Origin of the sequence: Pseudomonas sp. 43(2021) (assembly GCF_017490805.1) — a bacterium.
In the GTDB taxonomy this organism is placed as follows: Bacteria; Pseudomonadota; Gammaproteobacteria; order Pseudomonadales; family Pseudomonadaceae; genus Aquipseudomonas.
The window spans coordinates 110,353-137,187 of record NZ_JAFGYJ010000012.1 but is presented as its reverse complement, the minus strand read 5'-3'; the positions used below and the strand labels follow the sequence as shown (position 1 = coordinate 137,187).

General features: G+C 61.2%; 22 protein-coding genes. 11 read left to right on the top strand and 11 right to left on the bottom strand.

Features of this window, described 5'->3' with window-relative positions:
- Positions 1-30 precede the first annotated feature (30 nt).
- The 10 genes from J5M71_RS12920 to tssI form a co-directional block, all read right to left on the bottom strand.
- Positions 31-1,485 carry an amidase gene (locus J5M71_RS12920; protein ID WP_207832683.1) on the bottom strand — a complete coding sequence of 485 codons (1,455 nt, stop codon included), beginning with the start codon at positions 1,483-1,485 and terminating at the stop codon, positions 31-33.
- Entirely contained in the window at positions 1,485-2,795 is a 1,311-nt protein-coding gene (locus J5M71_RS12915) for a citrate-proton symporter (protein ID WP_207832681.1), read from the bottom strand. Before J5M71_RS12915 ends, J5M71_RS12920 begins: the two co-directional genes overlap by 1 nt.
- A gap of 82 nt (positions 2,796-2,877) precedes the next feature.
- The gene (locus tag J5M71_RS12910) at positions 2,878-4,053 is read right to left on the bottom strand and encodes a M20 aminoacylase family protein (protein ID WP_207832679.1); all 1,176 of its coding nucleotides are present in this window, start codon (positions 4,051-4,053) and stop codon (positions 2,878-2,880) included.
- 477 nt (positions 4,054-4,530) lie between these two features.
- Positions 4,531-5,349, bottom strand: coding sequence for an RHS repeat-associated core domain-containing protein (locus J5M71_RS12905; RefSeq protein ID WP_207832677.1), 819 nt, complete (start codon positions 5,347-5,349; stop codon positions 4,531-4,533).
- Between the two features lie 58 nt (positions 5,350-5,407).
- Positions 5,408-6,949: a hypothetical protein gene (locus J5M71_RS12900; RefSeq protein ID WP_347709864.1), complete on the bottom strand. Its 1,542-nt coding sequence runs from the start codon at positions 6,947-6,949 to the stop codon at positions 5,408-5,410.
- 245 nt (positions 6,950-7,194) lie between these two features.
- Positions 7,195-7,605: an immunity 22 family protein gene (locus tag J5M71_RS12895; RefSeq protein WP_182330193.1), complete on the bottom strand. Its 411-nt coding sequence runs from the start codon at positions 7,603-7,605 to the stop codon at positions 7,195-7,197.
- Positions 7,606-11,820: an RHS repeat-associated core domain-containing protein gene (locus J5M71_RS12890; RefSeq protein ID WP_243434174.1), complete on the bottom strand. Its 4,215-nt coding sequence runs from the start codon at positions 11,818-11,820 to the stop codon at positions 7,606-7,608.
- Positions 11,821-11,826: 6 nt separating this feature from the next.
- Positions 11,827-12,294: a DUF1795 domain-containing protein gene (locus tag J5M71_RS12885; protein ID WP_207832675.1), complete on the bottom strand. Its 468-nt coding sequence runs from the start codon at positions 12,292-12,294 to the stop codon at positions 11,827-11,829.
- 35 nt (positions 12,295-12,329) lie between these two features.
- The gene (locus J5M71_RS12880) at positions 12,330-12,914 is read right to left on the bottom strand and encodes a hypothetical protein (RefSeq protein WP_207832673.1); all 585 of its coding nucleotides are present in this window, start codon (positions 12,912-12,914) and stop codon (positions 12,330-12,332) included.
- 10 nt (positions 12,915-12,924) lie between these two features.
- Positions 12,925-14,778, bottom strand: a complete 1,854-nt coding sequence (tssI, locus tag J5M71_RS12875; RefSeq protein ID WP_207832671.1) for a type VI secretion system Vgr family protein — start codon at positions 14,776-14,778, stop codon at positions 12,925-12,927.
- A gap of 270 nt (positions 14,779-15,048) precedes the next feature.
- Between tssI and J5M71_RS12870 the strand changes: the two genes are divergently transcribed.
- The 4 genes from J5M71_RS12870 to J5M71_RS12855 all read left to right on the top strand — a co-directional run bounded on the left by J5M71_RS12870 (position 15,049) and on the right by J5M71_RS12855 (position 17,399).
- The gene (locus tag J5M71_RS12870) at positions 15,049-16,065 is read left to right on the top strand and encodes a hypothetical protein (protein WP_087501629.1); all 1,017 of its coding nucleotides are present in this window, start codon (positions 15,049-15,051) and stop codon (positions 16,063-16,065) included.
- Between the two features lie 2 nt (positions 16,066-16,067).
- The gene (locus tag J5M71_RS12865) at positions 16,068-16,625 is read left to right on the top strand and encodes a hypothetical protein (protein ID WP_207832669.1); all 558 of its coding nucleotides are present in this window, start codon (positions 16,068-16,070) and stop codon (positions 16,623-16,625) included.
- Positions 16,626-16,722: 97 nt separating this feature from the next.
- Positions 16,723-17,145, top strand: coding sequence for a hypothetical protein (locus J5M71_RS12860; RefSeq protein ID WP_233694840.1), 423 nt, complete (start codon positions 16,723-16,725; stop codon positions 17,143-17,145).
- Complete coding sequence (locus J5M71_RS12855) at positions 17,142-17,399, top strand: hypothetical protein (protein ID WP_061552521.1); 258 nt, start codon at positions 17,142-17,144, stop codon at positions 17,397-17,399. The genes J5M71_RS12860 and J5M71_RS12855 overlap by 4 nt, the downstream gene beginning before the upstream one ends.
- Here J5M71_RS12855 and J5M71_RS12850 read toward each other — a convergent pair.
- The gene (locus J5M71_RS12850; RefSeq protein WP_177342437.1) at positions 17,393-17,701 is read right to left on the bottom strand and encodes a hypothetical protein; all 309 of its coding nucleotides are present in this window, start codon (positions 17,699-17,701) and stop codon (positions 17,393-17,395) included. The genes J5M71_RS12855 and J5M71_RS12850 overlap by 7 nt on opposite strands.
- A gap of 284 nt (positions 17,702-17,985) precedes the next feature.
- Here J5M71_RS12850 and J5M71_RS12845 point away from each other — a divergent pair, with 284 nt between their 5' ends.
- The 7 genes from J5M71_RS12845 (at position 17,986) to tssH (ending at position 26,813) form a co-directional block, all read left to right on the top strand.
- Entirely contained in the window at positions 17,986-18,735 is a 750-nt protein-coding gene (locus J5M71_RS12845) for a hypothetical protein (protein ID WP_024087178.1), read from the top strand.
- 64 nt (positions 18,736-18,799) lie between these two features.
- Positions 18,800-19,339, top strand: coding sequence for a type VI secretion system contractile sheath small subunit (tssB, locus tag J5M71_RS12840; RefSeq protein ID WP_207832667.1), 540 nt, complete (start codon positions 18,800-18,802; stop codon positions 19,337-19,339).
- Between the two features lie 14 nt (positions 19,340-19,353).
- Positions 19,354-20,856: a type VI secretion system contractile sheath large subunit gene (tssC, locus tag J5M71_RS12835; protein ID WP_207832665.1), complete on the top strand. Its 1,503-nt coding sequence runs from the start codon at positions 19,354-19,356 to the stop codon at positions 20,854-20,856.
- Between the two features lie 26 nt (positions 20,857-20,882).
- Complete coding sequence (gene tssE, locus J5M71_RS12830; RefSeq protein WP_087501634.1) at positions 20,883-21,365, top strand: type VI secretion system baseplate subunit TssE; 483 nt, start codon at positions 20,883-20,885, stop codon at positions 21,363-21,365.
- Entirely contained in the window at positions 21,365-23,185 is a 1,821-nt protein-coding gene (gene tssF / locus J5M71_RS12825; RefSeq protein ID WP_207832663.1) for a type VI secretion system baseplate subunit TssF, read from the top strand. Before tssE ends, tssF begins: the two co-directional genes overlap by 1 nt.
- On the top strand, positions 23,149-24,219 hold the full coding sequence (gene tssG / locus J5M71_RS12820; RefSeq protein WP_207832661.1) for a type VI secretion system baseplate subunit TssG: 1,071 nt from the start codon (positions 23,149-23,151) through the stop codon (positions 24,217-24,219). Before tssF ends, tssG begins: the two co-directional genes overlap by 37 nt.
- Positions 24,216-26,813 (top strand): type VI secretion system ATPase TssH, encoded by a 2,598-nt coding sequence (tssH, locus tag J5M71_RS12815; RefSeq protein WP_207832658.1) that lies wholly within the window; start codon positions 24,216-24,218, stop codon positions 26,811-26,813. The genes tssG and tssH overlap by 4 nt, the downstream gene beginning before the upstream one ends.
- Positions 26,814-26,835: the final 22 nt, after the last annotated feature.

Genomic DNA, 26,835 nt, shown 5'->3' with positions numbered 1-26,835 from the left:
GCCAGCAAGATCCGCGCCTGCCCAGCGGTTTCATGGCGCTTGCAGGCTCCGGGGTGGGCGCCGCGCTACCCAACGGGTGAGCTGTTCATGGGCATGGGCCAGCTGCAATACCGCATGGTCGGCCTGGGCCGGGCCGATGATCTGCAGGCCCATGGGCAACCCGGCAGCATTGAAACCGACCGGTACGCTGATGCTCGGCAAACCGGCCAGGGTCGGTCCTGTCACCACTTCCATCCAGCGGTGATAGGTGTCCATCGTCCGCCCCCCGACCACCGTTGGCCAAGGTTGCCGTGCATCGAAAGGGAACACCTGGGCCGATGGCAACAGCAGGAAATCGTAACGCTCGAACAGCTTGCCCAGCGCACGGTACCAGTCGCTGCGGGCCACTGAAGCCTGGTACACCGCAGCCGCGCTCAGTTGCAGGCCACCCTCCACCTCCCACTGCGCCTCGGGCTTGAGCAGCGCGCGCTTGCGCGGGTCGGCATAGGCCGCACCGAGGTTGCCGTGCACCAGGAAGTGGCGATGGGTCAGCCAGCATTGCCACAAGCGCGCCAGGTCGAACGCCGGCTGGCAGGCCTCGACCCGGCAGCCCAGCTCGGCGAAGTCCGCCAGGGCCGCTTCGCACAGGCTCAGCACCCCGTCATCCATCGCCAGGTAGCCGTCGTAGTCGCCCAGCCAGCCAACCCGCACGCCGCGGAAATCGCGCTGCAACCCAGCGGTAAAATCGCGCCGGTCCTCCCCCAGCGACAACGGCGCCCGCGCATCGAAGCCCGCCTGGGTCGACAACAGCCGCGCCACATCCACCACGCTGCGCCCCATCGGCCCCTCGGTGGCCAGCTGCTGCATGAACAGTTCCGGCGCCGGCCCATGGGGCACCCGGCCCTGCGACGGGCGCAGGCCATACACATTGTTGAACGCCGCCGGGTTGCGCAGCGAACCCATCATGTCGCTGCCGTCGGCGACCGGCAGCAGGCGCATGGCCAGCGCCGCCGCCGCCCCACCGCTGCTGCCCCCGGCCACCTTGTCCGGGTCATAGGCATTGGTGGTGGTACCGAACAGGGTGTTGTAGGTCTGCGAACCAAGGCCGAATTCCGGCACATTGCTCTTACCCACGATCAGCGCCCCACTGGCCCGCACCCGCGCCACGCTGATCGCATCCTGCTCGGGCACCTGTTCGGCAAACAGCGGCGAGCCCAGGGTGGTGCGCAGCCCGGCAGTAGCGGCCAGGTCCTTGATCGCCTGGGGCATGCCATGCATCCAGCCCCGCGAATGGCCACGGGCCAGCTCGCGGTCACGCTCATCAGCCTCGGCCAGCAGCACTTCGGCCGGGCGCAACGACACCAGCGCATTGACCTGCGGGTTGAAACGCTCGATATGCGCCAGATAGGCCTGCATCACCTCACGGCACGATATCTGGCGGGCATGGATGGCCTGGGACAATGCCTCGGCATCGAGGGCAACGATGGGGTCGATGGCTAGCGACATCACGGTTCTACTCCCAGGTTGAACGCGGCAGCTTTGCCCGCGCGTGGGGCTTCTTTCAGGCAATAGGTGCCCAGCAGTGTCAGCAGGCAGGCGAACAGCACGTAGAACGACGGCGCCACCGGAGTGCCGAGCACCTTGCTCAGCCAGGTGACGATCAACGGGGCGAAGCCGCCGAACACCATCACCGCCACGTTATAGGCCACCGACACACCGGTAGAACGCACCTCGACCGGGAACTGCTCGGCCAAGGCCGTGGGCGCCGGCCCGAAGAAGCCGCCAATGGCAGTGCACAGCAGCAGTTGCATCACCAGCAGGCGCTCCAGCGACGGCGCGGCAGCCACCCACACATACAACGGGTAGACCATGACGAAGAACGCCAGGGTGAAGGCCATCAGTACCGGGCGCCGACCCAGCCGGTCAGACAATGCCCCGGACAGCGGGATCACCACGGTCATCAGCCCCACAGCCAGCATCTGCACCAGCAGCACCTGGTCCAGCTGCAGGCCAAGGTTCTTGTGGGCGAAGGTCGGCATGTTCACCAGTACCACGTAGAACGACACCGTCGCGCCACAGGCCAGGCCCATCGATACCAACAGGCTGCGCCGGTGCTCACGCAGCACCTGCCACAGGCTGGGCGACTGGCCCTTGGCCTGGCGGCGCGCCTCGATGAACTCCTCGGGTTCTTCCATGTGCTTGCGAATCCACAGCCCCACCGGGCCGATCAGCAGGCCGAGCACGAACGGGATACGCCAGCCCCAGCTGTCCAGTGCCGCAGGCGTGCACAGGTGGGTGACCAGCGCCACCATCGCCGCCCCGGAGAACACCGCCAGGCACTGCCCCACCAGTTGCCACGAGCCATACAGGCCCTTGCGGTGGGCCGGCGCGCTCTCCACCAGAAATGCCGTGGCGCTGGCGTACTCGCCGCCGGTGGCAAAACCCTGCAGCATGCGCGCCACCACGATCAGCATCGGCGCGGCCATGCCGATGGCCAGGTAGTCGGGGGCAAAGGCGATCATGGCAATGGACACGGTCATCAGCCGGATGATCATCTGCATCGCCGCCTTGCGGCCCTTGCGGTCGGAATACATGCCCAGCAGCACACCGCCCACCGGGCGCATGAAAAAGCCGACGCCAAAGGTGGCCAGGGCCATCAGCAGCGAGGCATATTCGTCGTCGGAGGGGAAGAATTGCCGGGCGATGATGCTGGCCAGAAAGCCGTAAACGATGAAGTCATACCACTCCAGGGCGTTGCCGATGACGGCGGCGACCACTTGCCGGGTACGCGACACGCCGGTGCTCGAAGTCTGCATAGGAAACACTCCACACAATGATTGGGTGATCGCCCAGGCGCGGTCGCGCCCGGGTTCCAGCGGCAGTCGTCAAAAGGAAAGGTCAGGCGGGCGCGAGCCAGCGCTCTGCCAGCGCGCCCCAGTAGGCGGCGCCGGTCAGCAGGATGTCGTCGTTGAAGTCGTAGGCCGGGTTGTGCACCATCGGCCGCGATACGCCATTGCCGATGAACAGGTAGGCGCCCGGGCAGCGTTGCAGCATCCAGGCGAAGTCTTCGCTGCCCATCAGCTTGCGGGTGTTGCCATCCACTGCCTCGGTACCCAGCAACTCCACTCCCACCTGCCGGGCAAAGGCGTTTTCCGCGGCGTGGTTGACCAGCACCGGGTAGGCCGGGCGGTGTTCGATAGTGGCGCGGCAGCCAAAGCTCTCGGCCTGGCTGACGATAATGGCGCGCACTCGCTCCAGGGTCTGCGCCCTCACCTCGGCGTTCAGCGCGCGCAGGCTCAGGCGCAGCAGCGCCTGCTGCGGGATCACGTTGGCCGCTTCGCCGGCCTGCAAGGCGCCGACGGTAACCACGGCCGCCTCCTGCGCATCGATATTGCGCGCCACCACGGTTTGCAGGGCCATCACCACACTGGCCGCCGCCACCAGCGGGTCGACGGTCAGGTGCGGCATCGAACCATGGCCGCCAACCCCGTCGAGGGTCACCGTGAGCAGGTCTTGCGAGGCCATCATCGGCCCCTCGCGAAAGCCCAGGTGCCCGGCCGGCAGCCCGGGCATGTTGTGCATGCCGAACAGTGCATCGCAAGGGAAGCGTTCCAGCAGACCGTCGGCCAGCATCGCCTCGGCGCCACCCTGGCCCTCCTCGGCCGGCTGGAAGATCAGCGTCAGCGTGCCGTCGAACTGCCGGGTCGCTGCCAGGTAGCGCGCGGCGCCCAGCAGCATGGTGGTATGCCCGTCATGGCCGCAGGCGTGCATGCAGCCCTGGTGCTGGCTGCTGTACGCGGCGCCGGTAGCCTCGTGGATGGGCAGCGCGTCCATGTCGGCGCGCAGGCCCAGGCGGCGTGGGCTGCTGCCATTGCGCAGTACGCCGACCACGCCGGTCTTGCCGATACCGGCATGTACCTCGTAGCCCCATTCTTCGAGCAGACGGGCGACCAGCGCTGAAGTGCGGCTTTCTTCAAAACCCAGCTCCGGGTGAGCGTGAATATCGTGACGGATTGCGTGCAGGTCGCTGGCCACATCGTTCAGCCAGGCCAGGATATGCTGATGTCGGGACATGTAGAGTCTCCTCGCGCGGGTGGTTTCCCGTTCTTGTTGTTCGCCTAGAGGTCACGACGGGTGAGGCAGGTCGTGCTTGGCTGACAGATAAGCGCGAGGAGCGATGAAGCACAATCGAATCTGGTTTCATGCTGTGGAACATAAAAGCAGGGCCTGGGCTAATGCCTGCCAGTTACGCGGTCACCGTGGGAGCTTGCCCAGCCCTTTGGGATGCGCTGTCGCGTAGATAACTGAATTTGCGAGCAATCCGCGTAATTTGTGGGAGCGGCTTTAGCCGCGAAGAATCCAACGCAGTGCATGGCACCGGCTGCGCCGGTGTTCGCGGCTTAAAGCCGCTCCCACAGAGTCCCTGCCAATTCAATGAGTTATGTACAGTTCTATGAGAGCTGGCTTGCCTGCGATGGGCAGCGTAGCAGCCGCGTTAACGCGATCTGACAGGCATTGGGGCCTTGGCTTACCTGGCCTGCCTGCTTCGGATCACACAGAGGTTTCTCTGAACCTCGCGCGCCCCTGCACGACCCGGTCCCTGGGTGCGATCAGCGGCGACTCTTTGCCTCTGAGCAGATACCACCCACTGGCCTCCATTAGCGACGCTCTCAACAACGTACCCAGCGGTAGCCTCAGTTCCCTGGCGGTTTTAATGGCTCTGGTACTGTCAAAGATCAACTGATCGAACTTGGCCGTGCCACCGACGCCTGCAGTTACGATACCAGCGGAGGTCAACACCTCAGCGCTCAGGGATGCAGCGGGAAAGCCAAATGCCGTTGCAACACCTGGTACCTTCAAGGCTGTGCTGACCAAGCCAGCATTGAAGACGATTGCGTTATTTCTGCGGCTGCGCGAATCGAACTCCTTGGGTACCGGCTGTTTGTTGATGTTTGCCTTTGACCGGCGAACAATGTTTTTAGCAGCCTTGACCAAGGATGAGAACATTCCCACAGTACCGGTTATACCCCCGAGAAACTGGCCGATTACACGCGTTATCGAATGGCCGTCGCGATCTACATTGTTGACAGGGTCTCCTTGGCAATAAGCATAGGCATTAAGCCCTCCCCGACCAAACGGGCTGAATATGTCCGGGCGATGAAAGCGCATCAACACGGTATCATACGCACGCTTACCATTGCCCAACAGGTAACAGCGCGGCAATGATGCTCCTGGTTCTCCGATAAAGGCCAATAAAGGGCCGGTTTGGACTAACCAATAGCCATAGGGTGTATATAGATGGACTGGGAAATTATTACCTGCATGAATTGATGATTGCGGATCAGTTGCGAGTAATGTCGAAGTTTTCATGACTGTAAGTTTCTGGTTGTTGTGTTTGCCAAACCACACTAACACGCATGAACATGCGTTAATAACTCCCAGACCTACTGAGCGGAAACATTATCCACGTATGGTTGATCTTGGCGACCAGCCGGCCAATGGCATCGCGCTCGAACAGCGTATGACGTTCCGGGCGTTCGGCGTTTTCACCGTAGCCAATCTCATCCAGTCGGGTCAGATGGCCACCGACGTTGTAGCTGAAACGCCGGGTCAGGTTATCCACCCGCACTTCTTCAGTCAGCCGGTCCGAGGCGTCGTAGGCAAAGCTGTAAGTAGCGTTGTTTTCGTTGACCAGCGCGGTCAGGCGCACGGCCTTGTCGTACTCGTAACGCACCCGCTGGCCCTTGGCATCCTGGCGGCTGCTCGGCAGGCCACGGGCCGTACGCATCAAACGGGTGGTCTGGCCCTTGCCGTCGGTGTGGCTGATTACCTGGCCGTAGACGTTGTAGGTGAAGGTTTCCGCGGTGCCGTCCGGGTGGCTGATCCGTACCACTTCACCGTCGGGCTTGCGCTCCAGCGTGGTCGTCTGGTTCAGCGCATCGGTCACCGCGACGAGGTGCTGACGCTCGTCGTAGCGGTACCAGGTGCTCTTGCCCGAGCAGTCCTGATAACGCTCGACCTGGGCCAGGGTATTCCACCACAGGTACTTGGACTTGTAAGTTGCATCGATGATGGTATGCGGCAGGCCGTCATCGCTGTTCAGGTACTCGGTCATCTGGCCCAGTGCATCGAATTCGGCGAGCAGGTTGCCCTTGTCGTCGTAGCGCGCTCGCCAGGTGCTGCCGTCCGGATAGCTGACCTGGGTCACCAGCGTGGTCAGGTGGTGATATTCGTAGGTGGTCTTGCGGCCCAGCGGGTCGGTTTCTTCCAGCAGGCGGGCGTATTCATCGTACTTGAAGGCGAGCCGGTTGCCGTCCGGCAAGTCCAGGCCAACCATGTTGCCCTGCTCGTCCAGCTCGATGGCGTAGCGTTCGCCACCGTAGTCACGGCTGGCGAGTACGCGGTGGTCCGCGTTGTACTGCACTTCCAGCTCGCGGCCGAGCACGTCGGTGGCCCAGCTGGTGCGGGCGTCTAGGTCATAGCGGAAGTGGTAGTGCTCGCCATCGCTGGTCCAGTGCTCGACCACGCGCGGCTTGTCGCCGAGGGTTTCCCAACGGTAGTGGCAGCCCAGGCCCAGCGCGTTGCTGTGGGTTACCATCAGGCCTTCGGCGTAGCTGAAGCTGCGCACGGTGTCGCCGTTGCGGTTGATCACCGCACTCAGCTGGCCGTGTTTGTCGTAGCGGTACTGGGTGAGCGTTTCCACCGCCTGGTTGTTCACCACGCGCTTGATGTCGGTCAGGCGACCCAGCGGGTTGTCGTAGTGCAGGTGCACGCGTGTGCCGCCGGTGGCGCTGATGTCGGTCAGCGTACCGTCAGGCGTGCGGGTGAAATGCAGGAAGTGGCCGAGGGCGTTTTCGATGCGTTGCAGCGGCACTTCGCTGTTGGTGTCCGGCACTTCGCCGAAGTAGAAGAACAGGTTGCCGAGGGTTTGCAGGATGTAGTGGCCGCCCTCGGTGCACACCAGGTACACCTGCTCGTGCGGGTTGTAGATGCGCCCGGCGGCACATGCAGTGAAAGAATATCGGCTCTACCTATACTTTGGCAGAGCCAAACAAACCATTCGTTATTAAAGATCGAATCCTTATTCCCCCAATGCTCACAACAAAAACTTTAAATTAAAAACAACACATAACCGCACATCGAAAATCAGATCCAAACACTAAAAAATGTTGACGCAGAGCGCCAATTCCAGGTTCCTCTGGACCTTCGTCGAGCTTATTCGCCCTCATATAACCCAACATACTTCAACCCATTATAATTCGACTTTAGCGGCTTGGAAATTACCGTGCCACCATCAGAGTACCAGAAAATTGCATTAGCCTTAGTAATTCCAAGTCTCAAACACTCCGCCTTTAGATCCTCAATGCAACTGGAATCAACCGCAGATTCAAGCAAGATCTCCTCTAAATTCACCTCCTCCGCTTTTCTTGGTATAATTCCTATGAAATCCTCGTCATACCATCTCACACCAATATCTTTGCAAAACCCACAAACCTTATATGCTGGATCATCCAAATCCACAGAATAGTCTAATTCAAAATACTTTAGATACTCATCCTCCGAAGAGAAATTTGTACCTACCCAAACATGAACTTTTTCATACCGATCAATATCATAAGAGTCCATCTAGCATGCTCCTAGCTTCATGTGTTTGCTGTGATGTGAATCGATCACGCTAAGCGCTTGAGCTTTGCTTTGCGCGCCATTCAGGTCTTTAATTAAATTATTATGGAACAGCCTTCCAGCCCTACTACCATGGTGCGGACCGTCCGGCACAGGATTACCATGTTTGTCTGTCACACCCACAAAAGTAATATCTTTGGTTGGCACTGTCATTTCTTTAAGCTCTTGAGCGGTAAAGCCAAGTTCTTTTGCCTTCGACGCTATAGAGACAGGGAACATCTCATGTTTACCTCCCGGATTTCTAAGGGCGGCTTCTACAGCTTTTTTATTATCAACAATATCTTGAACTGAGGCGCTATTAAACCAGCTATCAAACCCGTTTTTCTCCCAAGGCACCCAACCCAAAGGGTCAACCCAAGTAGTCGGCGCCGGCACATAAACATATAAATTAGCACCGCCTCTGACACCTATTGGATCCTGAGTGACAAATCGCCCAATTTCTGGATCGTAGAACCGAAAAGTATTGTAATTCAGGCTCGATTCGCAATCAAAATACTGACCTTGGAACCGCAGGTTTTGCTCGACATCCTTGACCGGCAGACTATCTATTGCACCCCAAGAACAATACGTCGCCTGCCAAACGATCTCGCCATCACTGTCCGTCAACTCAAGCGGCGTACCAATCTGGTCAGTATGGAAGTAATAGACCTTCTGCTCCTCCCCTTCCGCCTGATCAACCCGCGCCAGCGGCGCATAGCTACCCGGCTCATACAGGTACAGGATGCTCTGCCCCGGCGTCTCCTCCCGCAGCATCCGCAAGCCCTGCCAGAGGAAGCGCTTCTGCTCGACTTCGCCGTTGATTTCCGTCTGCTTGGCTATTCGCCGCCCCAGGCTGTCGTAACGGTAGTGCCCGGTACTCTCCAGCTTGCCATTGACCAACGTTTCCGCCCGCACCAGCCGGTTCTCGCAGTCATAGCTAAAGCTCTGCAGCTTGCTGTGCCCCGAGCGCTTCTCGATCAGGTTGCCCCACGGATCGTAGCGGTACTCCTGATCCCGCCACTGTTTGATCCGGTTGTCCTTGACCTTGTCGAACTGTCGCGCATTGAAGTCCAGCCGGTTGGCTGCCGCGTCGTAGCGGAATTCCTCGCTGCCCACCAATGAGCCGGTATCGCGGCTGCGCAACTGCCCGTTGGCTTCGTACTCGTACTTGATCTCGCCCCGCAGCTTGTCCAGCGTGCGCACCAATTCACCTGCCGGGTCGTACTGATAGCGACGGTGGATCGGGTTGTACGCATGCTCCACCAGCAACGAGGTATTGATACCGGTGTTGTGCACCTGCGAGAGCTTGTCGGCCGGCAAGTTCGAGGCAAACTGCCAGGCCTTGCGCCCCATGGCGTCATAGCCAAAGCAGCTGGTGAGCTTGCCCTGGGTCCGGTACACCTCGCGGTGCAGGTCATCACGCTCCATATCGCTGATGACCTGGCCATCCAGGTTCAACTGGTGCAGGTGCCCACTGCCGTAGTACAGGTGGTTGACCTTGCGACCGTCCGGCAGGGTCAATGTGGTCAGGTTGCTGAGTGGATCATACTCGTAGCCGAGCGTGCCGTCGGGGGTAATTTCTTTGGTCAACCGGCCCAGCAGATCGTAGGCGTACTCCAGCTTTTCTTCGCCGATCCCAAGCTGCTTGCCGATCCCGGTCGGCTGCCGCTCGATGCTCAGCAACCGGTCGCCGTCGTCGTACGCGAAGGTCTGGCTCGCATCGCGGTTGATCTTGGCGACCAGCCGGCCAATGGCATCGCGCTCGAACAGCGTATGACGTTCCGGGCGTTCGGCGTTTTCACCGTAGCCAATCTCATCCAGTCGGGTCAGATGGCCACCGACGTTGTAGCTGAAACGCCGGGTCAGGTTATCCACCCGCACTTCTTCAGTCAGCCGGTCCGAGGCGTCGTAGGCAAAGCTGTAAGTAGCGTTGTTTTCGTTGACCAGCGCGGTCAGGCGCACGGCCTTGTCGTACTCGTAACGCACCCGCTGGCCCTTGGCATCCTGGCGGCTGCTCGGCAGGCCACGGGCCGTGCGCATCAGGCGTGTGGTCTGGCCCTTGCCGTCGGTGTGGCTGATTACCTGGCCGTAGACGTTGTAGGTGAAGGTTTCCGCAGTACCGTCCGGGTGGCTGATGCGCAGCACTTCACCGTCCGGCTTGCGCTCCAGCGTGGTGGTCTGGTTCAGCGCATCGGTCACCGCCACCAGGTGCTGACGCTCGTCGTAGCGGTACCAGGTGCTCTTGCCCGAGCAGTCCTGATAACGCTCGACCTGGGCCAGGGTGTTCCACCACAGGTACTTGGACTTGTAAGTTGCATCGATGATGGTATGCGGCAGGCCGTCATCGCTGTTCAGGTACTCGGTCATCTGGCCGAGGGCATCGATTTCGGCGAGCAGGTTGCCCTTGTCGTCGTAGCGCGCTCGCCAGGTGCTGCCATCCGGATAGCTGACCTGGGTCACCAGCGTGGTCAGGTGGTGATATTCGTAGGTGGTCTTGCGGCCCAGCGGGTCGGTTTCTTCCAGCAGGCGGGCGTATTCATCGTACTTGAAGGCGAGCCGGTTGCCGTCCGGCAAATCCAGGCCAACCATGTTGCCCTGCTCGTCCAGCTCGATGGCGTAGCGTTCGCCACCGTAGTCACGGCTGGCGACCACGCGGTGATCGGCGTTGTACTGCACTTCCAGCTCGCGGCCGAGCACGTCGGTGGCCCAGCTGGTGCGGGCGTCGAGGTCGTAGCGGAAGTGGTAGTGCTCGCCATCGCTGGTCCAGTGCTCGACCACGCGCGGCTTGTCGCCGAGGGTTTCCCAACGGTAGTGGCAGCCCAGGCCCAGCGCGTTGCTGTGGGTTACCATCAGGCCTTCGGCGTAGCTGAAGCTGCGCACCGTGTCGCCGTTGCGGTTGATCACCGCGCTCAGCTGGCCGTGTTCGTCGTAGCGGTACTGGGTGAGCGTTTCCACCGCCTGGTTGTTCACCACGCGCTTGATGTCGGTCAGGCGACCGAGCGGGTTGTCGTAGTGCAGGTGCACGCGGGTGCCGCCGGTGGCGCTGATGTCGGTCAGCGTACCGTCAGGCGTGCGGGTGAAATGCAGGAAGTGACCGAGGGCGTTTTCGATGCGTTGCAGCGGCACTTCGCTGTTGGTGTCCGGCACTTCGCCGAAGTAGAAGAACAGGTTGTCGAGGGTTTGCAGGATGTAGTGGCCGCCCTCGGTGCACACCAGGTACACCTGTTCGTGCGGGTTGTAGATGCGCTGGCCCGGCTGCAGGGTCACGAACGGCACTTCGCGGCCCTGGTTGTCGATAAGGTAGATGAACGAGCCCTGCCGGCGCAGGCTCTGCTCCCAGGGCAGTACCCAGCCGCGGCCGAGCACGCTGTCGACAGTCAGGTCGCTGGCGTAGAAGCGCGACCACTCGATCGGCATCAGGCCAGGCAGGCTGAAGTCGATTTCATCGGGGATCAGTTTGCGGCCGGTGGTGAGGTCGACCGGGTTGCCGACCAGGCCGCCGATGGCCCTGCGGGCGACGGGTTCGACCACGTAGCGGCTGGCCACCTCGCCGGCGACGAAGCCGGCGGTGAACTTCAGGGCGCAAGGCATGACGGCTTTCATGCCGGCCTGGGTACCCGCCTTGATCAGCTGGATACCGCCTGCGGCACCGGCGATGGCCATCAGCACATCCACGGTGGTGCGCAGCCACTCCGGGATCTCGTCATCCACTGGCAGGTAGCGATAGGTGCCACCGCCGATGATGACGTTGTCCGACCCACCGGAAATGGTCGCGCCGCAGGTCAGCTTGTCGCCCTTGCGTGCAGCCGCGACGCTGTTGATGAAGACGTTGGTCGAGCCTTCGGCAATCTGCACCGGCCCTGGGTGCTTGTCGCAGGCACCGATGCTTTTTTCGACGCGGGCAGCCTTGCGGCTGTTGATGAAAACGTTGGGTGAGGCAGTGGTTATCGTCCCTGAAGGGGACGAGAACATACTGCCTATCGCCTCTCCGGCGGCGGTCAGCAAGCTGCCCCCGATGCCGGCTGCGAGGCCGGCCAGCAAGGCCACGCCGAACCCGCAGGTGAAGGTGGCGATGGCCACCGTAGCCACCAGTGCGATCCCCAGGGCGGCCCCGATCAGGAAGCCCCCCAGCGCGCTTGTGTGCGATATCTCGTCGCCGAACCTGGCCGCTTCGAACATGAGGGGTTACTCCTGTTCGCCGTACTCGGCGCTGGTTACGGACGGGGCTCGCGGGGTGAAGCTGGCCAGCAAGTTGTCCCAGTCCTGGTTCTGCTGGGCACTGAAGTCAGCCTGTGCGGTGGTCGAGAAGATCAGGGCACGCCCGGGGCTGATGATGAAGGCGGCCTGGCGCTGATACAGCGGGCGGCCCTGGTTCATGTAGTAGGCGTCGATCTGGATGCCGGCAATGGGTGCGGTAGCCGAGAGCGAGACGGCCTTGTTGCCCATGCGGGTGTAACCACGCAGCTTGGAGGTGAGCATCTTCACCTGGCGATCGACATAGGCCTGCAGCGCTTCGTCCGGCAGCAAGGTGTCACGCGAGATGGTGATGCTCAACGGTGCTGGAACACTGGCACCCAAGACGAACATGTTGACCGTGCGGTCCTCGAAACCTGCCGGCAGCGCGATGCCGCCTTCCTGCAACTCGTAATCCATGCGATGAAAATTCCTGATAGCGAAAAAATCGGGGTTCAGCCCTGCGCGAAGCCATCGAGCATGCGGTCGAACTCGGCCAGCCACTGGCTCAGGCCCGGCTTGCTCGGGTCGATCACGCTGGAAATATCCAGCCATTGCAGCGACTCGCTGCCGGCGATGGGCACCAGCGCGCCGACCAGGCGACCGTGCCGGGGCTCGTGGCCAGCATTGAAGTGGAAATCCAGGACCTTGGCCGGGTTACCAGCCAGGTGGGAATCACGTTGACGAATCACGCGCAGTTGCGGGTTCAATTCGCGCAAGGCCTGGATCGCGCCCTCGAACAATTGCTCCAGCGGCTGCCTGGCGCGTACATCACGGCGGCGGATGCTGAGGCTGATCGGCTCGCCTTCATGCTCGATGGTGGTCTGGATGTCGCGAAAGCGAAAGCCGATCGGAAACTGCAGAGTGAAACCTGCGAAGGTGAAACCGCTGCCCACATCCTGCAACGCGGCTGGCACCGGTTCCGGCTCGGGCACAGGCTCAGGCACATGAGCGGCTTCCGCCAACCTGGCCAGCCGCGCAGCCTCCTCTTGCGCTTCGCGCCTGGCAGAGATGCGGTCGTAGATCGAGGGCTTGTACATGAACCTTGCCTCAGTCGTTGATCCGCACTGCAGCGCCAGTGATCTGGGTGGTGTCGGTGCTGGTGGTCACGATGACCTTGCCTTTGATCTCGATGCCTTCCGGGGTCAGCGTGATGCTGCTGTCGCCCACCTGCAGGATGATGTGCTGCTTGGCAGCCACCTGTATGAACTGGTTGTCGACCTGCAGGGTGTAGGAACCTTCGGTCACTTGCACCATGGTGTCTTTCTTGACCGTTTCGGTGTGCGTGCCGCCCACCGTAATCGTCCGGTTGTTCCCCACATCATGGGTTTCATCCAGCTCGATCTCGGTATCCATGTTGCGCTCGGCATGCATGATGATCTGCTCGGCGCCAGCCTTGTCCTCGAAGCGGAAGAAGTTGGCGGTACCGCCGTCGCCCTTCATCGACCGGGTCAGGAAACCACTCTGGGTCTTGTTCGCCGGCAGCGACCATGGCGGGGTGTTGGTGCTGTTGTACAGGCTGCCCATGATCAGCGGGCGGTCGGGGTTGCCATCGAGGAACACCACCACCACTTCGTCGCCCACGCGTGGGATCTGGATGCTGCCGAAGCCACCGCTGGCACCAGATTGGGCGACGCGTACCCAGCAGGAGCTCTGGTCGTTGAACTCGCCGTTGCGGTCCCAGTGGAACTGTAACTTCACCCGGCCCAGTTCATCGGTGTAGATCTCTTCGCCGGGGGGGCCGACGATGATGGCAGTCTGCGGCCCGCTGATGCCCGCCCTAGGCGTGTTCAATGCAGGGCGGAACGGAATTTTCCGGCGAATGCAGCTGAAGCTGTTGCGGTAGCCCGCCTCACCGTCGTTGGTGTAGTTGTTCTGCCCCCAGTGGGTAACCGAAAGCAGCAGAAACTGTCGGTCATCCGGGGCGTCATTGTCGTGATCGTAATGCTGACTCAATTCAAAGTAGTAGCCAGGCTCCATGACGCGACAGTTGCTCTCGCCATGGAAGGTCTTGCCGTCCACTTCCATCGCCTCCAGCCGACGCCGCGCCTTGCGCACGCCTTCATCGGCATCGGCGTAGCCGTAGAGACCTTCGTATTCGAAGACTTCATACTGGCCGACCTCGCCCTGCTGGTTGACGGAATTCAACTGCACCAGGTGTGGGTTGCCCGGTTGCTTGTAGTCGAAGGATTTCAAGGCCAGGCGCGTTGGTTGCATCCGCCGCGCCGAAGACCATTTGGTGATCGAGTCTGCGGTTTCGGTGACTGAAGCACTGTGGTAACGAATCAGCGGTTGGCGCTCCAGCTGCGGAAGCATGCTGCTGTCATCGCTGATGATCATGCGATGGCCTTCCTGGGAGTGCTCGAAGGTGAAAAACAGCCCTTCTTGCTCGAGCAGGCGCAACACGAAGTTCAGGTCCGACTCCTGGTACTGGGTGCAGTAGCTGATCGGTTTGAGCGGTTGGCTCAGACGAAACTCGTAATCGGCCAGGGTCAGGTAGTACGCAAAGACGTCCTTGACGATCTGCTCGGTGGTCTTGTCCTGGAATATCCGCGAATCGCGGCGACGGCTGAGGATCCATATCCACGGCACGAGTTCGGCAGTGTAATTGGCAATGCCGCCGTCGGCACCAGCATGGACGAAGTCCGACACGTGCGCGCTGATGTAGCGTGTGCTGCCATCAGCCAGGGCGATCCCTACCGTCACTTTCTTGCCGATGAGCTTCTTGAGCTCGATGCGCGCATCCTGGGAGATAAGCTGCACCTGGAAACTGAACAGCTCCGAAATCCCCTCGCGGCCGCTGAAGCTCAGCAGTTGCAGTTCTTGTTCGGGCGGCAGCGGCGAGTCGAAGGTAAACAGACGTTGATGCTGCGTGAGGATCGATTCGAGGGCGTCCGTAATCATGTCAATGCATCCTGCATCAAGCTGGAAATCTTGCAATGAAAACGCGCTTAAAAGAGGCTGTCAAATGATGGCGATACGCCAGATTCCATCAAGCTGACGTCAAAATGCTTCTACGGGAAGCAGTATCGCGGACTGTAGAGCAGCAGGCGGTTTTTTGGTTAATTGCATCGTATTGTGTCCATCGGTTTGATCAGTCGGTCATCGGGGGTGTACGCTCCTTGCGCTCAGCCGAGAGGCAATACACTGCGAATTTCAGGGAGAAGAATCGCCATGAGCGTGAGTGAAAACCAACTCAGCCAACTGGACCGGGAGATGGACCAGAATCACCGGGAGATGGTGATCATGTCGATCGAGGACTTTCAGGCACAAGCCCAGTTCGCCCAGAGAACTCACGGTGCAACGCAGGCTCCACAAGTGTGCACACGCACCCAGGGCGACATGCTGACCGGCACCTGGCAGAGCGTGAAATCCACCTACAACGGCCTGCCCCACACCTTCGTCAATACGACCTGGGGCGTGCCCACGGCCATGGCCGCATGGGACATGAAAAATACTGCCGGTTTCATTCGCGACATGAACGGGCTGGGCACAAAGGTGCGCTACACCATACGCAACGGCAAGCAGTACGTGATCCTCACCGGCTACCCAGGCCTGCGCAAGACGCTAAATGCTCCCCGTTATGGCATCCAGAACGCCAAGCTGGTCAGCATGGGCATCGGCAAATACGGTGTGCGCGGTTCGTCGATCAAAGGCTTCAAGCTTTCGTGTTATGTGGCGGTAGCCATCGAAGTCGCAGAATGGGTATTTGCCGACGAGCATGTGATGAGCGACCTGTTTGGCGGTATTGGCGTTGAGCTGATCAAAGCCGGTATAGCTTCGGCGATCGGGTATGCTTTCGGGCTGGCCATTGGCTCAATGGCCACTTTCGCCGCCGCACCCGTCATCCTGGGGGCTGCCGTTGTATTCGCAGTTGGCGTTGGGCTTAACGAGCTTGATGTCCGCTATGGAATAAAAAACTCGGTTAAAGCGGGCCTTCGGTATGCCGTGGACCAAATTGAATATTTGGGCCAGCAGGCCATGCAGATTAGTACCAAGGACTTGCAAAAATACGCAGAGAAACAAATCACCAATATTGCTAGCGAGGTGGCAGACACTCTCTATAACGAGGCCAAGCGCTGGGCACTGCAAAAACTTCAGCCAGGAGACCTCAATCTGCCTGGATGGCCTACTGTGCCTGAACTTCCCTCTATGCCCTCACTCCCGACGTTCAACTTTCCAAAGTTTTAACCATGACTATTCAACCTCATGAGCTCCACGAGCGCTCTCCCCACCTGTTTCGTCTCATGGCCCTCGCGACTGGCCTAGCAACTTCGATATTGGGCATTCTGTCAGCTTATTGGCTTGGGAGCAATCTACTCTCCTTGTTCGGAAGGCTCTTAACGAATGCCCCAATCGTGGTGACGCCCTATCTGGTGTTTATGCTCATCGCCATGTGTACGGTCACCCCAATCATAGTTGTTACATCACTGCATGCCTGCTGGCGCGCGAAAAAATTCGACACGCCCCCCCATTCCCGGATGTTCCGCTTTCAACATAACTCATACAAATTGACACTTTGGTCAATGATCTATATTGCGCCGGCGCTGGCATTACTCGTGACTTTTGGCCTGTGGTCGAAGGGGTACACCCCGTGCCAGAAACTCCTGATTTCAGGGTCGGCCTGGAAGGTGTACTGGGTCAATGATGTGCGATATTGCTTCAAACCTGATTTTTACAACAGCGACGAGCAACCCTGCAAGCGTGTTGGCAATCGAGCTATTTGCACGCAAGCTGATGGACAGCAGTGAGAAACACTAGTACAGCAGGGCTCTATAGATGAAAATTCGATACTCATAAACTTCATCTGTATCATCGCCCCTTAATATCAGACTGCTGGCTGTCGGCATGATCATCGCCATGCTGTTGGTCGCGGCCTTCTCGGTCTACGCCTACATCAACTACCTGTTCCCGCTGTACGGCAGATTACTGCGTGGCGCGCCTGTCGTGGAAACACCTTACCTCGCGTTCGGCCTGCTCATGGCACCGCCGGCGGTGGCAATTCTGCTGGTTGGTTGTGCGATATGTGCCTGGACCGGGAAAAAATTCGACCCGCCCGCAGGCACACGACTGCACCGCTTCCAGGCGCTGATGTTCGGGCTTTCCCTGAAGACGCTGCTCTACGTCGTCCCTGCCGTTATGGTTCTGACGACCCTTGCGCTGCTTGGCAGAGGCTACTCGCCCTGTCCTAAGCTGGTGATATCGGGCTCTGCCTGGCAATTGTTCTGGGTCAACGATGAGCGCATTTCACGCACCAGCAGAACGTCATGACTGTCGCCACTGCCATGGGCACGAAGACAATTTTTGGCGCCACCCCCAGCATGAACACTGAAATCATCAGCAGCAAAAACCAGAACGCCCAAATGCCCCCAAAAAAACGTTCAGTAGTGATCATGGAACTCGACTCTACCCGTCACTTTTCATTAGCCGACGTAGCGTGGCCATCAATGGCTGTCGCAAGCCAGCTCGTCGAGTTCATCCACCTGGCGCGAGGTGGAAAGGCCCACCGCAGACCATGTCACTGACCTGCCCCTGCGCGACCGGAGCAGGCGGCCATCCACCGCGTCGCCTGCTTCGCGGGCGTGCCCGCTCCCATAGTGATCATGCTCGTTTTCAAGGTTATTGACCAGACCGTTGCCTCTGCAGGTACGGCATAGGCCATCCAAACGGATGGACCACGCTTGATAACACCCTTGCGCGCGGCGCATTCCGTCGCGCTGCCATCATCCAGACGTGCTTTGGCAACACCTCCGGAGAATACGATCCGCGCAAAAAATGAGACCGGATTCACTTTTTGCAAAAAACTTTTGCAAAGAAATTTTCTCACGCTCATACCCCTCGCACACCCAAATTTTAGGGCTTGAACTCCCATTTCCCGCGCCCGAAACCCCAGTCAATATCACGACGCCATCATTGCGTCACATCACAAAGCGGGGAAAAAATTGCCTTCCTCGCCGGAACTTCTTCCGCAGCGAGGTGCCCTACTCGGCATTGCTGGCAACACGATATTCATGTGCCAGCACTCAAGTTTGCCGCCGTCGAGAGGCGCAATTTCAGGTCCACGCCATTGGCGTTTCAGGACGATCAAGCAGGCACATGGACGATGCACCGATGACACAGACATTCGATGTCGAAGCACTGATCAAGCTGCGTAGCCAGACGCGGGCGATCTCCGATGCGCTGAAGGCGCAGGCGGCGGATTACCTCGCCACCGTGGCACCGCTGATCCGTCCGCAAACCCTGTTTGGCGAATACCTGCAAGGCGCCCAGCGCAGCAGCGGGCGCGAAACCCAGGGCCATTTCCAGGCCCTGGTCGAACTCTACGAACGTATCGGCTCGGCTGCGCCGTTCCAGTTGGTCACCGAACTGGAAGTACCGCTCAACCTGATCAGCACCACCCCCGAACTGTTCCCGCTGGAATACGACAAGGCCCTGGAACACAGCGGCCAGGTCATCCGCATCACCAGCCCGACCCGCTGGGTGGTGGGCTTCCACGCCTTCGACCTGGCGCGGTTTCGCAACGTCATCAAAGACCCCAACCGCAGCAGCGCCGAGCTGTACCGCTTCGTGGTGCACTACCTGGTGCTGTTCTACTGCCTGAGCAAGTCGCCTGGCCTTGGCCGGCTGTTCGAGGGCCTGCGCTACAGCCTCAGCTTCGAACGCCTCAAGGGCTTTGGCGACCTGCCGTTCTGCGTCATCAGCTCGCCGGTGCGCTCTGAACTGCCTGACGACTCGGTCATCCGCAGCAGCACGCAGATTGCCGGCAACACCAGCTTCGAAGAGCTGGTGGGCCGCGACAACATCCTGGAAATGAACGACGAAATCCGTCAGCGCCTGCTGCTGACGATCGAAGGACTGTAACGCGCAGCGCCCGGCAACGGGCCGCGCAATGATTCGCAGCGAATTGCTCGCACTGGAGAACACGATGGCGAAGAAGGAAAGCACTCAGCACAAACTCGACCGCGTTCGCGCGCCTCGGGTCCATATCACCTACGACGTGGACATCGGCGATGCCATCGAGAAAAAGGAGCTGCCCTTCGTCGTCGGCGTAATGGGCGACTTTTCCGGCAACCCGCTGGAGCCGCTGCCCAAGCTCAAGGACCGCAAGTTTGTCTACATCGACCGTGACAACTTCAACGGCGTGCTCAAGGGCATCAAGCCGCGTCTGACCTACCGTGTCGACAACACCCTGGCCAAGAACGGCACCCAGCTGGGCGTGGAGCTGAACTTCAACAGCCTCGAAGACTTCGAGCCACAGAACGTGGTCAAGCAGGTCGAGCCGCTGCGCAAGCTGCTGGAGGTACGCAACAAGCTGGCCGACCTGCGCAACAAGATGGGCGGCAACGACAAGCTCGAGGAGCTGCTGATGGACGTGCTGCAGAACACCGAGAAGCTCAAGACCCTGGGCAAGGAATTCGGCCGTGAAGCCGAAGTGAAAGACCCATCCAGCAGCGATCACGCCTGAGCAGGAGCCCGAACATGACCGACAAGCAAACCGCACCGCAACAGGCCGGCGACCTGGTCGAAGTGGAAAACTTCGCGCCACAGCCCTCGCTGCTCGACAGCATCATTTCGCAAAGCCGCGTGGCCCGCTCCGACACCGAGCGCAACCGCACCCGCGACCTGATTGGCGAACTGGTGAACCAGGTACTCGAGGGCGAGATGACCCCGAGCAAGGACCTGATCGCCGTGCTCGATTCGCGTATCGCCGAGATCGACGCGATGCTCTCGGAGCAGATGAACGAGATCATGCACGCCAGCGAATTCCAGCAGCTGGAAGCTTCCTGGCGCGGCCTGAAGTACCAGGTAGACCAGACCGAGACCAGCACTACGCTGAAGATCCACCTGCTCAATGCCTCGAAGAAAGACCTGGTACGCGACCTGAAGGCCGCCAGCGAATTCGACCAGAGCGCGCTGTTCAAGAAGGTCTACGAAGAAGAGTACGGCACCTTCGGTGGCGCGCCTTTCGGCATGCTGATCGGTGACTACGAATTCAACCGCAACCCCGAAGACATGTACCTGCTGGAGGAGATCTCGCACGTCGCCGCAGCAGCCCATGCCCCGTTCATATCGGCCGCCTCCCCCGAGCTGTTCGGCTGGGACTCGTTCACCGAGATGTCCGGCCCGCGTGACCTGGCAAAGATCTTCGACACCGTGGAATACGCCAAGTGGAAGTCGTTCCGCGCCTCGGAAGACTCGCGCTACGTCGGCCTTACCCTGCCGCACGTGCTCGGTCGCCTGCCGTATGGCCCGGACACCACCCCGGTGGAAGAATTCAACTTCGTCGAAAGCGTCGATGGCCGTGACCACAACAAGTACCTGTGGATGAACGCCGCCTACGCCCTCGGCACCCGCGTTACCGATGCCTTCGCCCGCTACGGCTGGTGCGTGGCCATCCGCGGCGTGGAAGGTGGCGGCCTGGTCGAAGGCCTGCCAACCCACACCTTCAAGACCGACGACGGCGAAATCGCCCTCAAGTGCCCGACCGAAATCGCCATCACCGACCGCCGCGAAAAAGAGCTGTCGGACCTGGGCTTCATCCCCCTGGTGCACTGCAAGGGCACCGACTATGCCGCGTTCTTCGGCACCCAGTCGGCGCAGAAGCAGAAGCAGTACAACACCGACATCGCCAACGCCAACGCGCGCCTGTCGGCCCAGCTGCAGTACATCTTCGCCACTTCGCGCATTGCCCACTACATGAAGGCGATCATGCGCGACAAGATCGGCAGCTTCGCCTCGCGCATGGATGTGGAGCGCTTCCTCAACCAGTGGCTGGCCAGCTACGTGCTGCTCGACGACACCGCCAGCCAGGAGGCCAAGGCCAAGTTCCCGCTGCGCGAAGCCCGCGCCGAGGTGTTCGAAGTGCCAGGCAAACCAGGTGTGTACAAGGCCGTGACCTACCTGCGCCCGCACTACCAGCTGGATGAGCTGACTGCTTCGCTGCGCCTGGTTGCCGAGCTGCCACAGGGCGCGCGCGGCTGACAGGCCGGTGTGTACAGGGATGACACATGAGTAACCAGGCCCGCCTGCTGCCCTCGCTGCTCGACCGACTGCTGGACGACCGTCCGTACCAGTCGGCCGAGCCAGCCGCGCAACGCACCTGCTCGCTGAGCGAGTACAAGGCCAGCATCGTCCGTGACCTCGAGGTACTGGTGAACACCCGCCAGTGCCTGGTCGCCGAAGAGCTGGAGGGCTTCAGCCAGCTCGGTGGCTCCATCCTCGAATACGGCATGCCCGACTTCATCAGCCGCAGCGTGCTCGACCCGCATGATCGCCACCTGATCCAGCAGCAACTGGAGCGGGCGATCAGCACAGGGGACCGGCGCTTTCGCCGTGTCCGCGTACAGCTGCTGGCCCAGCAGAACGGCCACCGCATGTTGACCTTCCGCGTGGACGCCGTGTTGCGTCTGCAGGACATCAGCCGCCAGGTGTCATTCGACGCCGTGCTGCAGGTCAACACCCAGGAATACAAAGTGCAGAACCTCAACTGATGCTCGACGAACTGCTGCCCTACTACGAAAAGGAACTGTCGCACCTGCGCTTCCTCGGCCAGGAGTTTGCTGCGCAGTACCCGAAAATCGCTTCGCGGCTGTTGATCGAAGGCGACAACTGCGAAGACCCGCACACCGAGCGCCTGATCGAAGCGTTCTCGTTCCTGTCTGCGCGGGTGCACAAGAAGCTCGATGACGAGTTTCCGGAAATCGTCGAATCCTTCCTCGAGGTACTGTACCCGCACTACCTGCGCCCTACCCCGTCGATGTCGATTGCCGAGCTGAGCCTGGGCAAGCACGAGAAAGTCACCGAAGCCTACCGGGTGGCACGCCATACCGAGATGCATGCCAATGCCGTGGAAGGTGTGGTGTGCAAGTTCCGCACCTGCTACCCGGTAGAGCTGTGGCCTATTGCCGTGCAGCAGGCTTCGTTCGCCGAACTGGAGCGTTCGGCATTCAACGGTCACAGCGCCGACCTGGTCGCACGCCTGCGCATCCGCCTGGCAGCCACCGGCGATGCCCTGTTCGGGCAGATGGAACTGGACCGCCTGCGGTTCTTCCTCGACGGCGAAGCGACCCTGATGCTGCAGCTGTACGAGCTGCTGTTCAACAACCTGGCCAAGGCCACCCTGAGTTTCCAGGACCAGGGCCGCAGCCGCGAAGTGGCCTTGCCGACCAATGCCCTGAAAGCCGTGGGCTACGCCCGTGACGAAGGCCTGGTGGACTACTCCGAGCGCTCGTTCCTGGGCTACCGCCTGCTGCACGAGTACTTCACCTTCCCCGACAAGTTCATGTTCTTCGACCTGAGCGGCTTTGCCCGCATCCTGCAGGGCAAGGCCATCGAGCAGGTCGAGATCAACTTCTATTTCTCCGACTACGACCTCAGCGAGCGCCTGGCGCGGCTGACCCAGAACATCGGGCGCAACAACTTCAAGCTCAACTGCACACCAATCATCAACCTGTTCCGCCAGCAAGCCGAGCCGATCAAGCTGACCCACACCCAGCACGAATACCCGGTCACTCCCGATACACGGCTGCACAACGCTGCCGAAGTGATCTCGATCGACCGCGTACGGCGGGTGCGCAAACTCGGCGGCATCGACCAGGTCGCCACCTGCCACCCGTTTTTCGAACCCCGTGGCGAGCAGGACCCGCACAGCAGCTTCTGGGTGGCGCGCCGGCGCAACCAGGGCGACGCCACTGCCATGAGCATCCGCGTGGTCGACCGCGACCTGGAGCTGATCGACGCCAGCAGCGACACCCTCAGCATCGGCCTTACCTGCAGCAACCGCGATGTACCGCTGATGCTGCCGTTCGGCGGCGAACGTGGTGACTTCAACATTCCCGCCAACTCGGTGATCAAGGATATCCGCTGCCTGCGCAAGCCCACCGCCACGGTGCGTGTGCCCCTGGGCAAGGGCCTGATCTGGCGGTTGATTGCCCACCTGTCGCTGAACCATATGTCGCTGGTCAGCCAGGGCCGCGAAGTACTGCTGGAGCTGTTGTCGCTGTACAACTACCGCAATGTTTCCGCCATTCGCAAACAGATCAACGGCATCAAGGCGATCAGCAGCGAGCCGGTGGTCGCACGCATCGGCCACCCACGGCCGAACTTCGTGCGTGGCGTCGGCATCACCCTGACCCTGGACGAAAGCCAGTTCACCGGCAGCGGCGTGTTCCTGTTCGGCATGGTGCTGGACCACTTCTTCGGCCAGTACTGCTCGATGAACAGCTTCACCCAACTGACCCTGCGCACCCAACAACGAGAAAAGAGAGTCGTCCAATGGCCAGCACGTACCGGCGATCAGCCCCTGGTCTGATCGATCAGGCCCGAGCCGAGCCGCACCGATTCGAATTCTTTCAATTGGTGCGCCTGCTCCGCCTGCACTACAGCCGCACCGGGCGCATGGACCTGGCAACCCGGCCGCACGAAGACCCGCTGCGTTTTCGTACCCAGCTGTCGCTGGCGTTCCCGGCCAGCGAGGTCAGCGACCTGCACTTCGAGCGCGAAGGCAAGGTGTCGCCGGCCGGCCTGCCGCTGTCGGAAGTGCAGGTCACCTTCATGGGCCTGGTCGGGCCGTCGGGCGTGCTGCCGCGCCCGTACACAGAGCTGCTGCTGGAACGCCACGTGCAGTATCGCGACGATGCCGCCCATGCGTTTCTCGACATCTTCTCGCACCGCATGACCACGCTGTTCTACGAGGCCTGGCAGAAGTACAAATTCCATATCGAGCACGAGCGCAATGGCACTTCGGGCTTCGATGGCTACCTGCTCAACCTGGTCGGCCTCGGCCCGCGCGCGCAGCAACTCAAGTTCGAGCAGCAACCGATGGCGCTGCGCCGCGAGCTGTTCAGCTATTTTGCCGGCCTGCTCAGCCAGAAGCCGCGCAATGCGCTGAACCTCGAACGCATGCTCGGCTTCTATTTCTCGCTGCCGATCAAGGTCCGCCAGTTCGCCGGGCGCTGGCTGCACCTGCAGCCCGAACAATGCACCCAGCTCGGCCGCCGCAATGCCCAGCTCGGCCACAGCGCCGTAGCCGGCAACCGGGTGTGGGACTACCAGTCGTGCATCCGCATCGAGCTGGGCCCGCTCGGCCTGGCCGATTACCAGCGCTTCCAGCCGGGCACCGCGTGCTACCGCAAGCTGGTCGAACTGGTGCGCTTCTATATAGGCGCCGAACTGGATTTCGAAATTGCCCCGCGCCTCAAGCGCGAGGCGGTGCCACGCGCCCAGCTGGGCCGCAGCGGCAATGTCGCCCTGGGCTGGCTGGGCTGGCTCAAACGCCCTGGTCGTGACGCGGAGCCTTCGCGTTGCGCCGTCTTCCACATTCCTTACGATGGGGTCGCCTTGTGAACCTGAAGTCTCTGTTCGCCAAGCTCAACGAAACCAGCCGCACGGCCACGGAAAGCGCGGCGGCCCTGTGCCTGTCGGAGCACCATTACGACGTGGAGGTGGAGCACCTGCTGCTGCAGTTGCTCGACAACAGCGACAGCGACCTGGCGCCGATCCTGCGCCACTACGAGGTAGTCGCCGAACGCCTGCAGGCGCAACTGGTCACAGCCCTGGGCACCTTCAAGAAAGGTAATACCCGCACCCCGGCGCTGTCGCCGCACATCACCCGCATGATCGAACAAGCCTGGTTGCTGGCATCGATCGAATACGGCGTCGGCCAGGTGCGCAGCGCTCACCTGCTGCAGGCCCTGCTCGATGATGCCGAACTGCGTCGCGTGGTGATCGCCTCGGCGCCGGAGCTGGAGAAAATCAACGCCGATGACCTGCGCCTGAACCTTACCGCGCTGGTGGAAGGCAGCGCCGAGTCCAGGCAGGCCAGCCCGCTGGCCAGCCCTGCAGCGCCAGTGAACAGTACGAGCAAGGCCGGCGGCAAGACCCCGGCGCTGGACCAGTACACGGTCAACCTCACCCAGAGCGCCCGCGAAGGCCGCATCGACCCGGTACTGGGCCGCGAGTTCGAAGTACGGCAGATGGTCGATATCCTTACCCGCCGCCGGCAGAACAACCCGATCCTTACCGGCGAAGCCGGGGTCGGCAAAACCGCCGTGGTCGAAGGCCTGGCCCTGCGCATCGCCCAGGGTGACGTACCGGCGGTGCTCAAGGATGTAGCCCTGCACACCCTCGACCTGGGCCTGCTGCAGGCCGGTGCCGGGGTCAAGGGCGAGTTCGAGAACCGTCTCAAGGCAGTGATCGAAGAGGTAAAACGCAGCCTGCACCCGATCATCCTGTTCATCGACGAAGCCCACACCTTGATCGGTTCCGGTGGCCAGGCCGGGCAGAACGATGCCGCCAACCTGCTCAAGCCGGCCTTGGCCCGTGGCGAGCTGCGCACCATCGCCGCCACTACCTGGGCCGAATACAAGAAGTACTTCGAGAAAGATGCCGCCCTCGCCCGCCGCTTCCAGGTGGTCAAGGTGGAAGAACCCGACGAAGACAAGGCCATCCACATGCTGCGCGGCCTGCTCGGCAAGATGCGCGAGCACCACAAGGTAGCGGTGATGGACGAAGCGCTGGTGCAGGCCGTGCGCCTGTCCAACCGCTACATTACCGGCCGCCAGCTGCCGGACAAGGCGGTCAGCGTGCTCGACACCGCCTGCGCGCGCATTGCCCTGGCGCAATCGTCGCAGCCTGGCGCCCTGGAAGACTGCCGCCGCCAGATCGACAACCTGCATGCCGAAATCGCCGTGCTCGGCCACGAAGCCGGCAAGGGCCACGACCACGCCCGCCGCCTGGGTGAGCTGCAGGCCGCGCTGCAGGCCGAACAGCAGCAGGAGCACCAGCTGAACACGCAGTGGCAGCGGGAACTGGAACTGGTCGAACAGCTCAAGGCGCTGGACGTCGCCAGCGACGCCGATGCCGGCCAGCTCAAGGCGCTGCGTGCCGAGCTGGCACGCGTGCAGGGCGACCAGCCACTGGTCCACGCCCTGGTCGACGGCGGCGCCATCGCCCAGGTCATCAGCGGCTGGACCGGCATCCCGCTGGGCAAGATGCTGCGGGACGAGATCGACACCGTGCAGCGCCTGCCGGCCCTGCTTGGTGAACGCGTGCTGGGCCAGGACCACGCCCTGCACGAAATCGGCAAGCGCATCAAGATTTCCCGGGCGCGCATGGAAGACCCGAACAAACCGATCGGCGTGTTCCTGCTGCTTGGCCCCAGCGGCGTCGGCAAGACCGAAACCGCCCTGGCCCTGGCCGATACCCTGTACGGCGGTGAACGCAACCTGATCACCATCAACATGTCCGAGTACCAGGAAGCCCACACCGTGTCGAGCCTCAAGGGCTCGCCACCCGGCTATGTCGGCTATGGCGAAGGCGGCGTGCTGACCGAGGCGGTGCGCCGCAAGCCATACAGCGTGGTGTTGCTCGACGAGGTGGAAAAAGCCCACCCCGACGTGCTCGAACTGTTCTTCCAGGTGTTCGACAAGGGCGTGCTGGACGATGGCGAAGGCCGCGAGATCAATTTCCGCAACACGGTGATCATCCTCACCTCCAATACCGGTACCGAGCGCATCATGCAGACCTGCCTGAACGCCACCGGGCTGCCGACGCCCGAAGCGATCGTCGAAGACCTGCGTGACCAGCTCAACCATGTGTTCAAGCCGGCCTTCCTCGGCCGCCTGAGCATCGTGCCGTTCTACCCGGTGCAGGACCAGATCCTCGAGCGCATCGTCGCCCTCAAGCTCCAACGCATCGCCAAGCGCTTCGCCCGCAACCACCAGGCCGAGCTCAGCTACGACGAGGCGCTGGTCAAGGCCATCGCTGCGCGCTGCACCGAGGTCGACAGCGGTGCGCGCAACATCGACAACATCCTGTCCCAGACCCTGATGCCCGAACTCGCCCAGCGCGTGCTCGAGCGCATGGCCCAGGACGCGCCGATCGAGCGCCTTGCGATCGAGCTGGGCAGCGATGGCGATTTCGCCTATCGCCTGGCCTGACCAGTACCCGGAGGTTTTGCCG

Coding starts and splice junctions, on each gene's coding strand:
- tssB (WP_207832667.1), top strand. CDS start 18,800: ATGGCGAAGAAGGAAAGCACTCAGCACAAACTCGACCGCGTTCGCGCG.
- J5M71_RS12855 (WP_061552521.1), top strand. CDS start 17,142: ATGACTGTCGCCACTGCCATGGGCACGAAGACAATTTTTGGCGCCACC.
- J5M71_RS12890 (WP_243434174.1), bottom strand. CDS start 11,820: ATGTTCGAAGCGGCCAGGTTCGGCGACGAGATATCGCACACAAGCGCG.
- J5M71_RS12905 (WP_207832677.1), bottom strand. CDS start 5,349: ATGAAAACTTCGACATTACTCGCAACTGATCCGCAATCATCAATTCAT.
- J5M71_RS12895 (WP_182330193.1), bottom strand. CDS start 7,605: ATGGACTCTTATGATATTGATCGGTATGAAAAAGTTCATGTTTGGGTA.
- J5M71_RS12845 (WP_024087178.1), top strand. CDS start 17,986: ATGACACAGACATTCGATGTCGAAGCACTGATCAAGCTGCGTAGCCAG.
- tssC (WP_207832665.1), top strand. CDS start 19,354: ATGACCGACAAGCAAACCGCACCGCAACAGGCCGGCGACCTGGTCGAA.
- J5M71_RS12885 (WP_207832675.1), bottom strand. CDS start 12,294: ATGGATTACGAGTTGCAGGAAGGCGGCATCGCGCTGCCGGCAGGTTTC.
- J5M71_RS12860 (WP_233694840.1), top strand. CDS start 16,723: ATGATCATCGCCATGCTGTTGGTCGCGGCCTTCTCGGTCTACGCCTAC.
- J5M71_RS12910 (WP_207832679.1), bottom strand. CDS start 4,053: ATGTCCCGACATCAGCATATCCTGGCCTGGCTGAACGATGTGGCCAGC.
- J5M71_RS12920 (WP_207832683.1), bottom strand. CDS start 1,485: ATGTCGCTAGCCATCGACCCCATCGTTGCCCTCGATGCCGAGGCATTG.
- tssF (WP_207832663.1), top strand. CDS start 21,365: ATGCTCGACGAACTGCTGCCCTACTACGAAAAGGAACTGTCGCACCTG.
- tssE (WP_087501634.1), top strand. CDS start 20,883: ATGAGTAACCAGGCCCGCCTGCTGCCCTCGCTGCTCGACCGACTGCTG.
- J5M71_RS12915 (WP_207832681.1), bottom strand. CDS start 2,795: ATGCAGACTTCGAGCACCGGCGTGTCGCGTACCCGGCAAGTGGTCGCC.
- tssG (WP_207832661.1), top strand. CDS start 23,149: ATGGCCAGCACGTACCGGCGATCAGCCCCTGGTCTGATCGATCAGGCC.
- J5M71_RS12865 (WP_207832669.1), top strand. CDS start 16,068: ATGACTATTCAACCTCATGAGCTCCACGAGCGCTCTCCCCACCTGTTT.
- J5M71_RS12880 (WP_207832673.1), bottom strand. CDS start 12,914: ATGTACAAGCCCTCGATCTACGACCGCATCTCTGCCAGGCGCGAAGCG.
- tssI (WP_207832671.1), bottom strand. CDS start 14,778: ATGATTACGGACGCCCTCGAATCGATCCTCACGCAGCATCAACGTCTG.
- J5M71_RS12870 (WP_087501629.1), top strand. CDS start 15,049: ATGAGCGTGAGTGAAAACCAACTCAGCCAACTGGACCGGGAGATGGAC.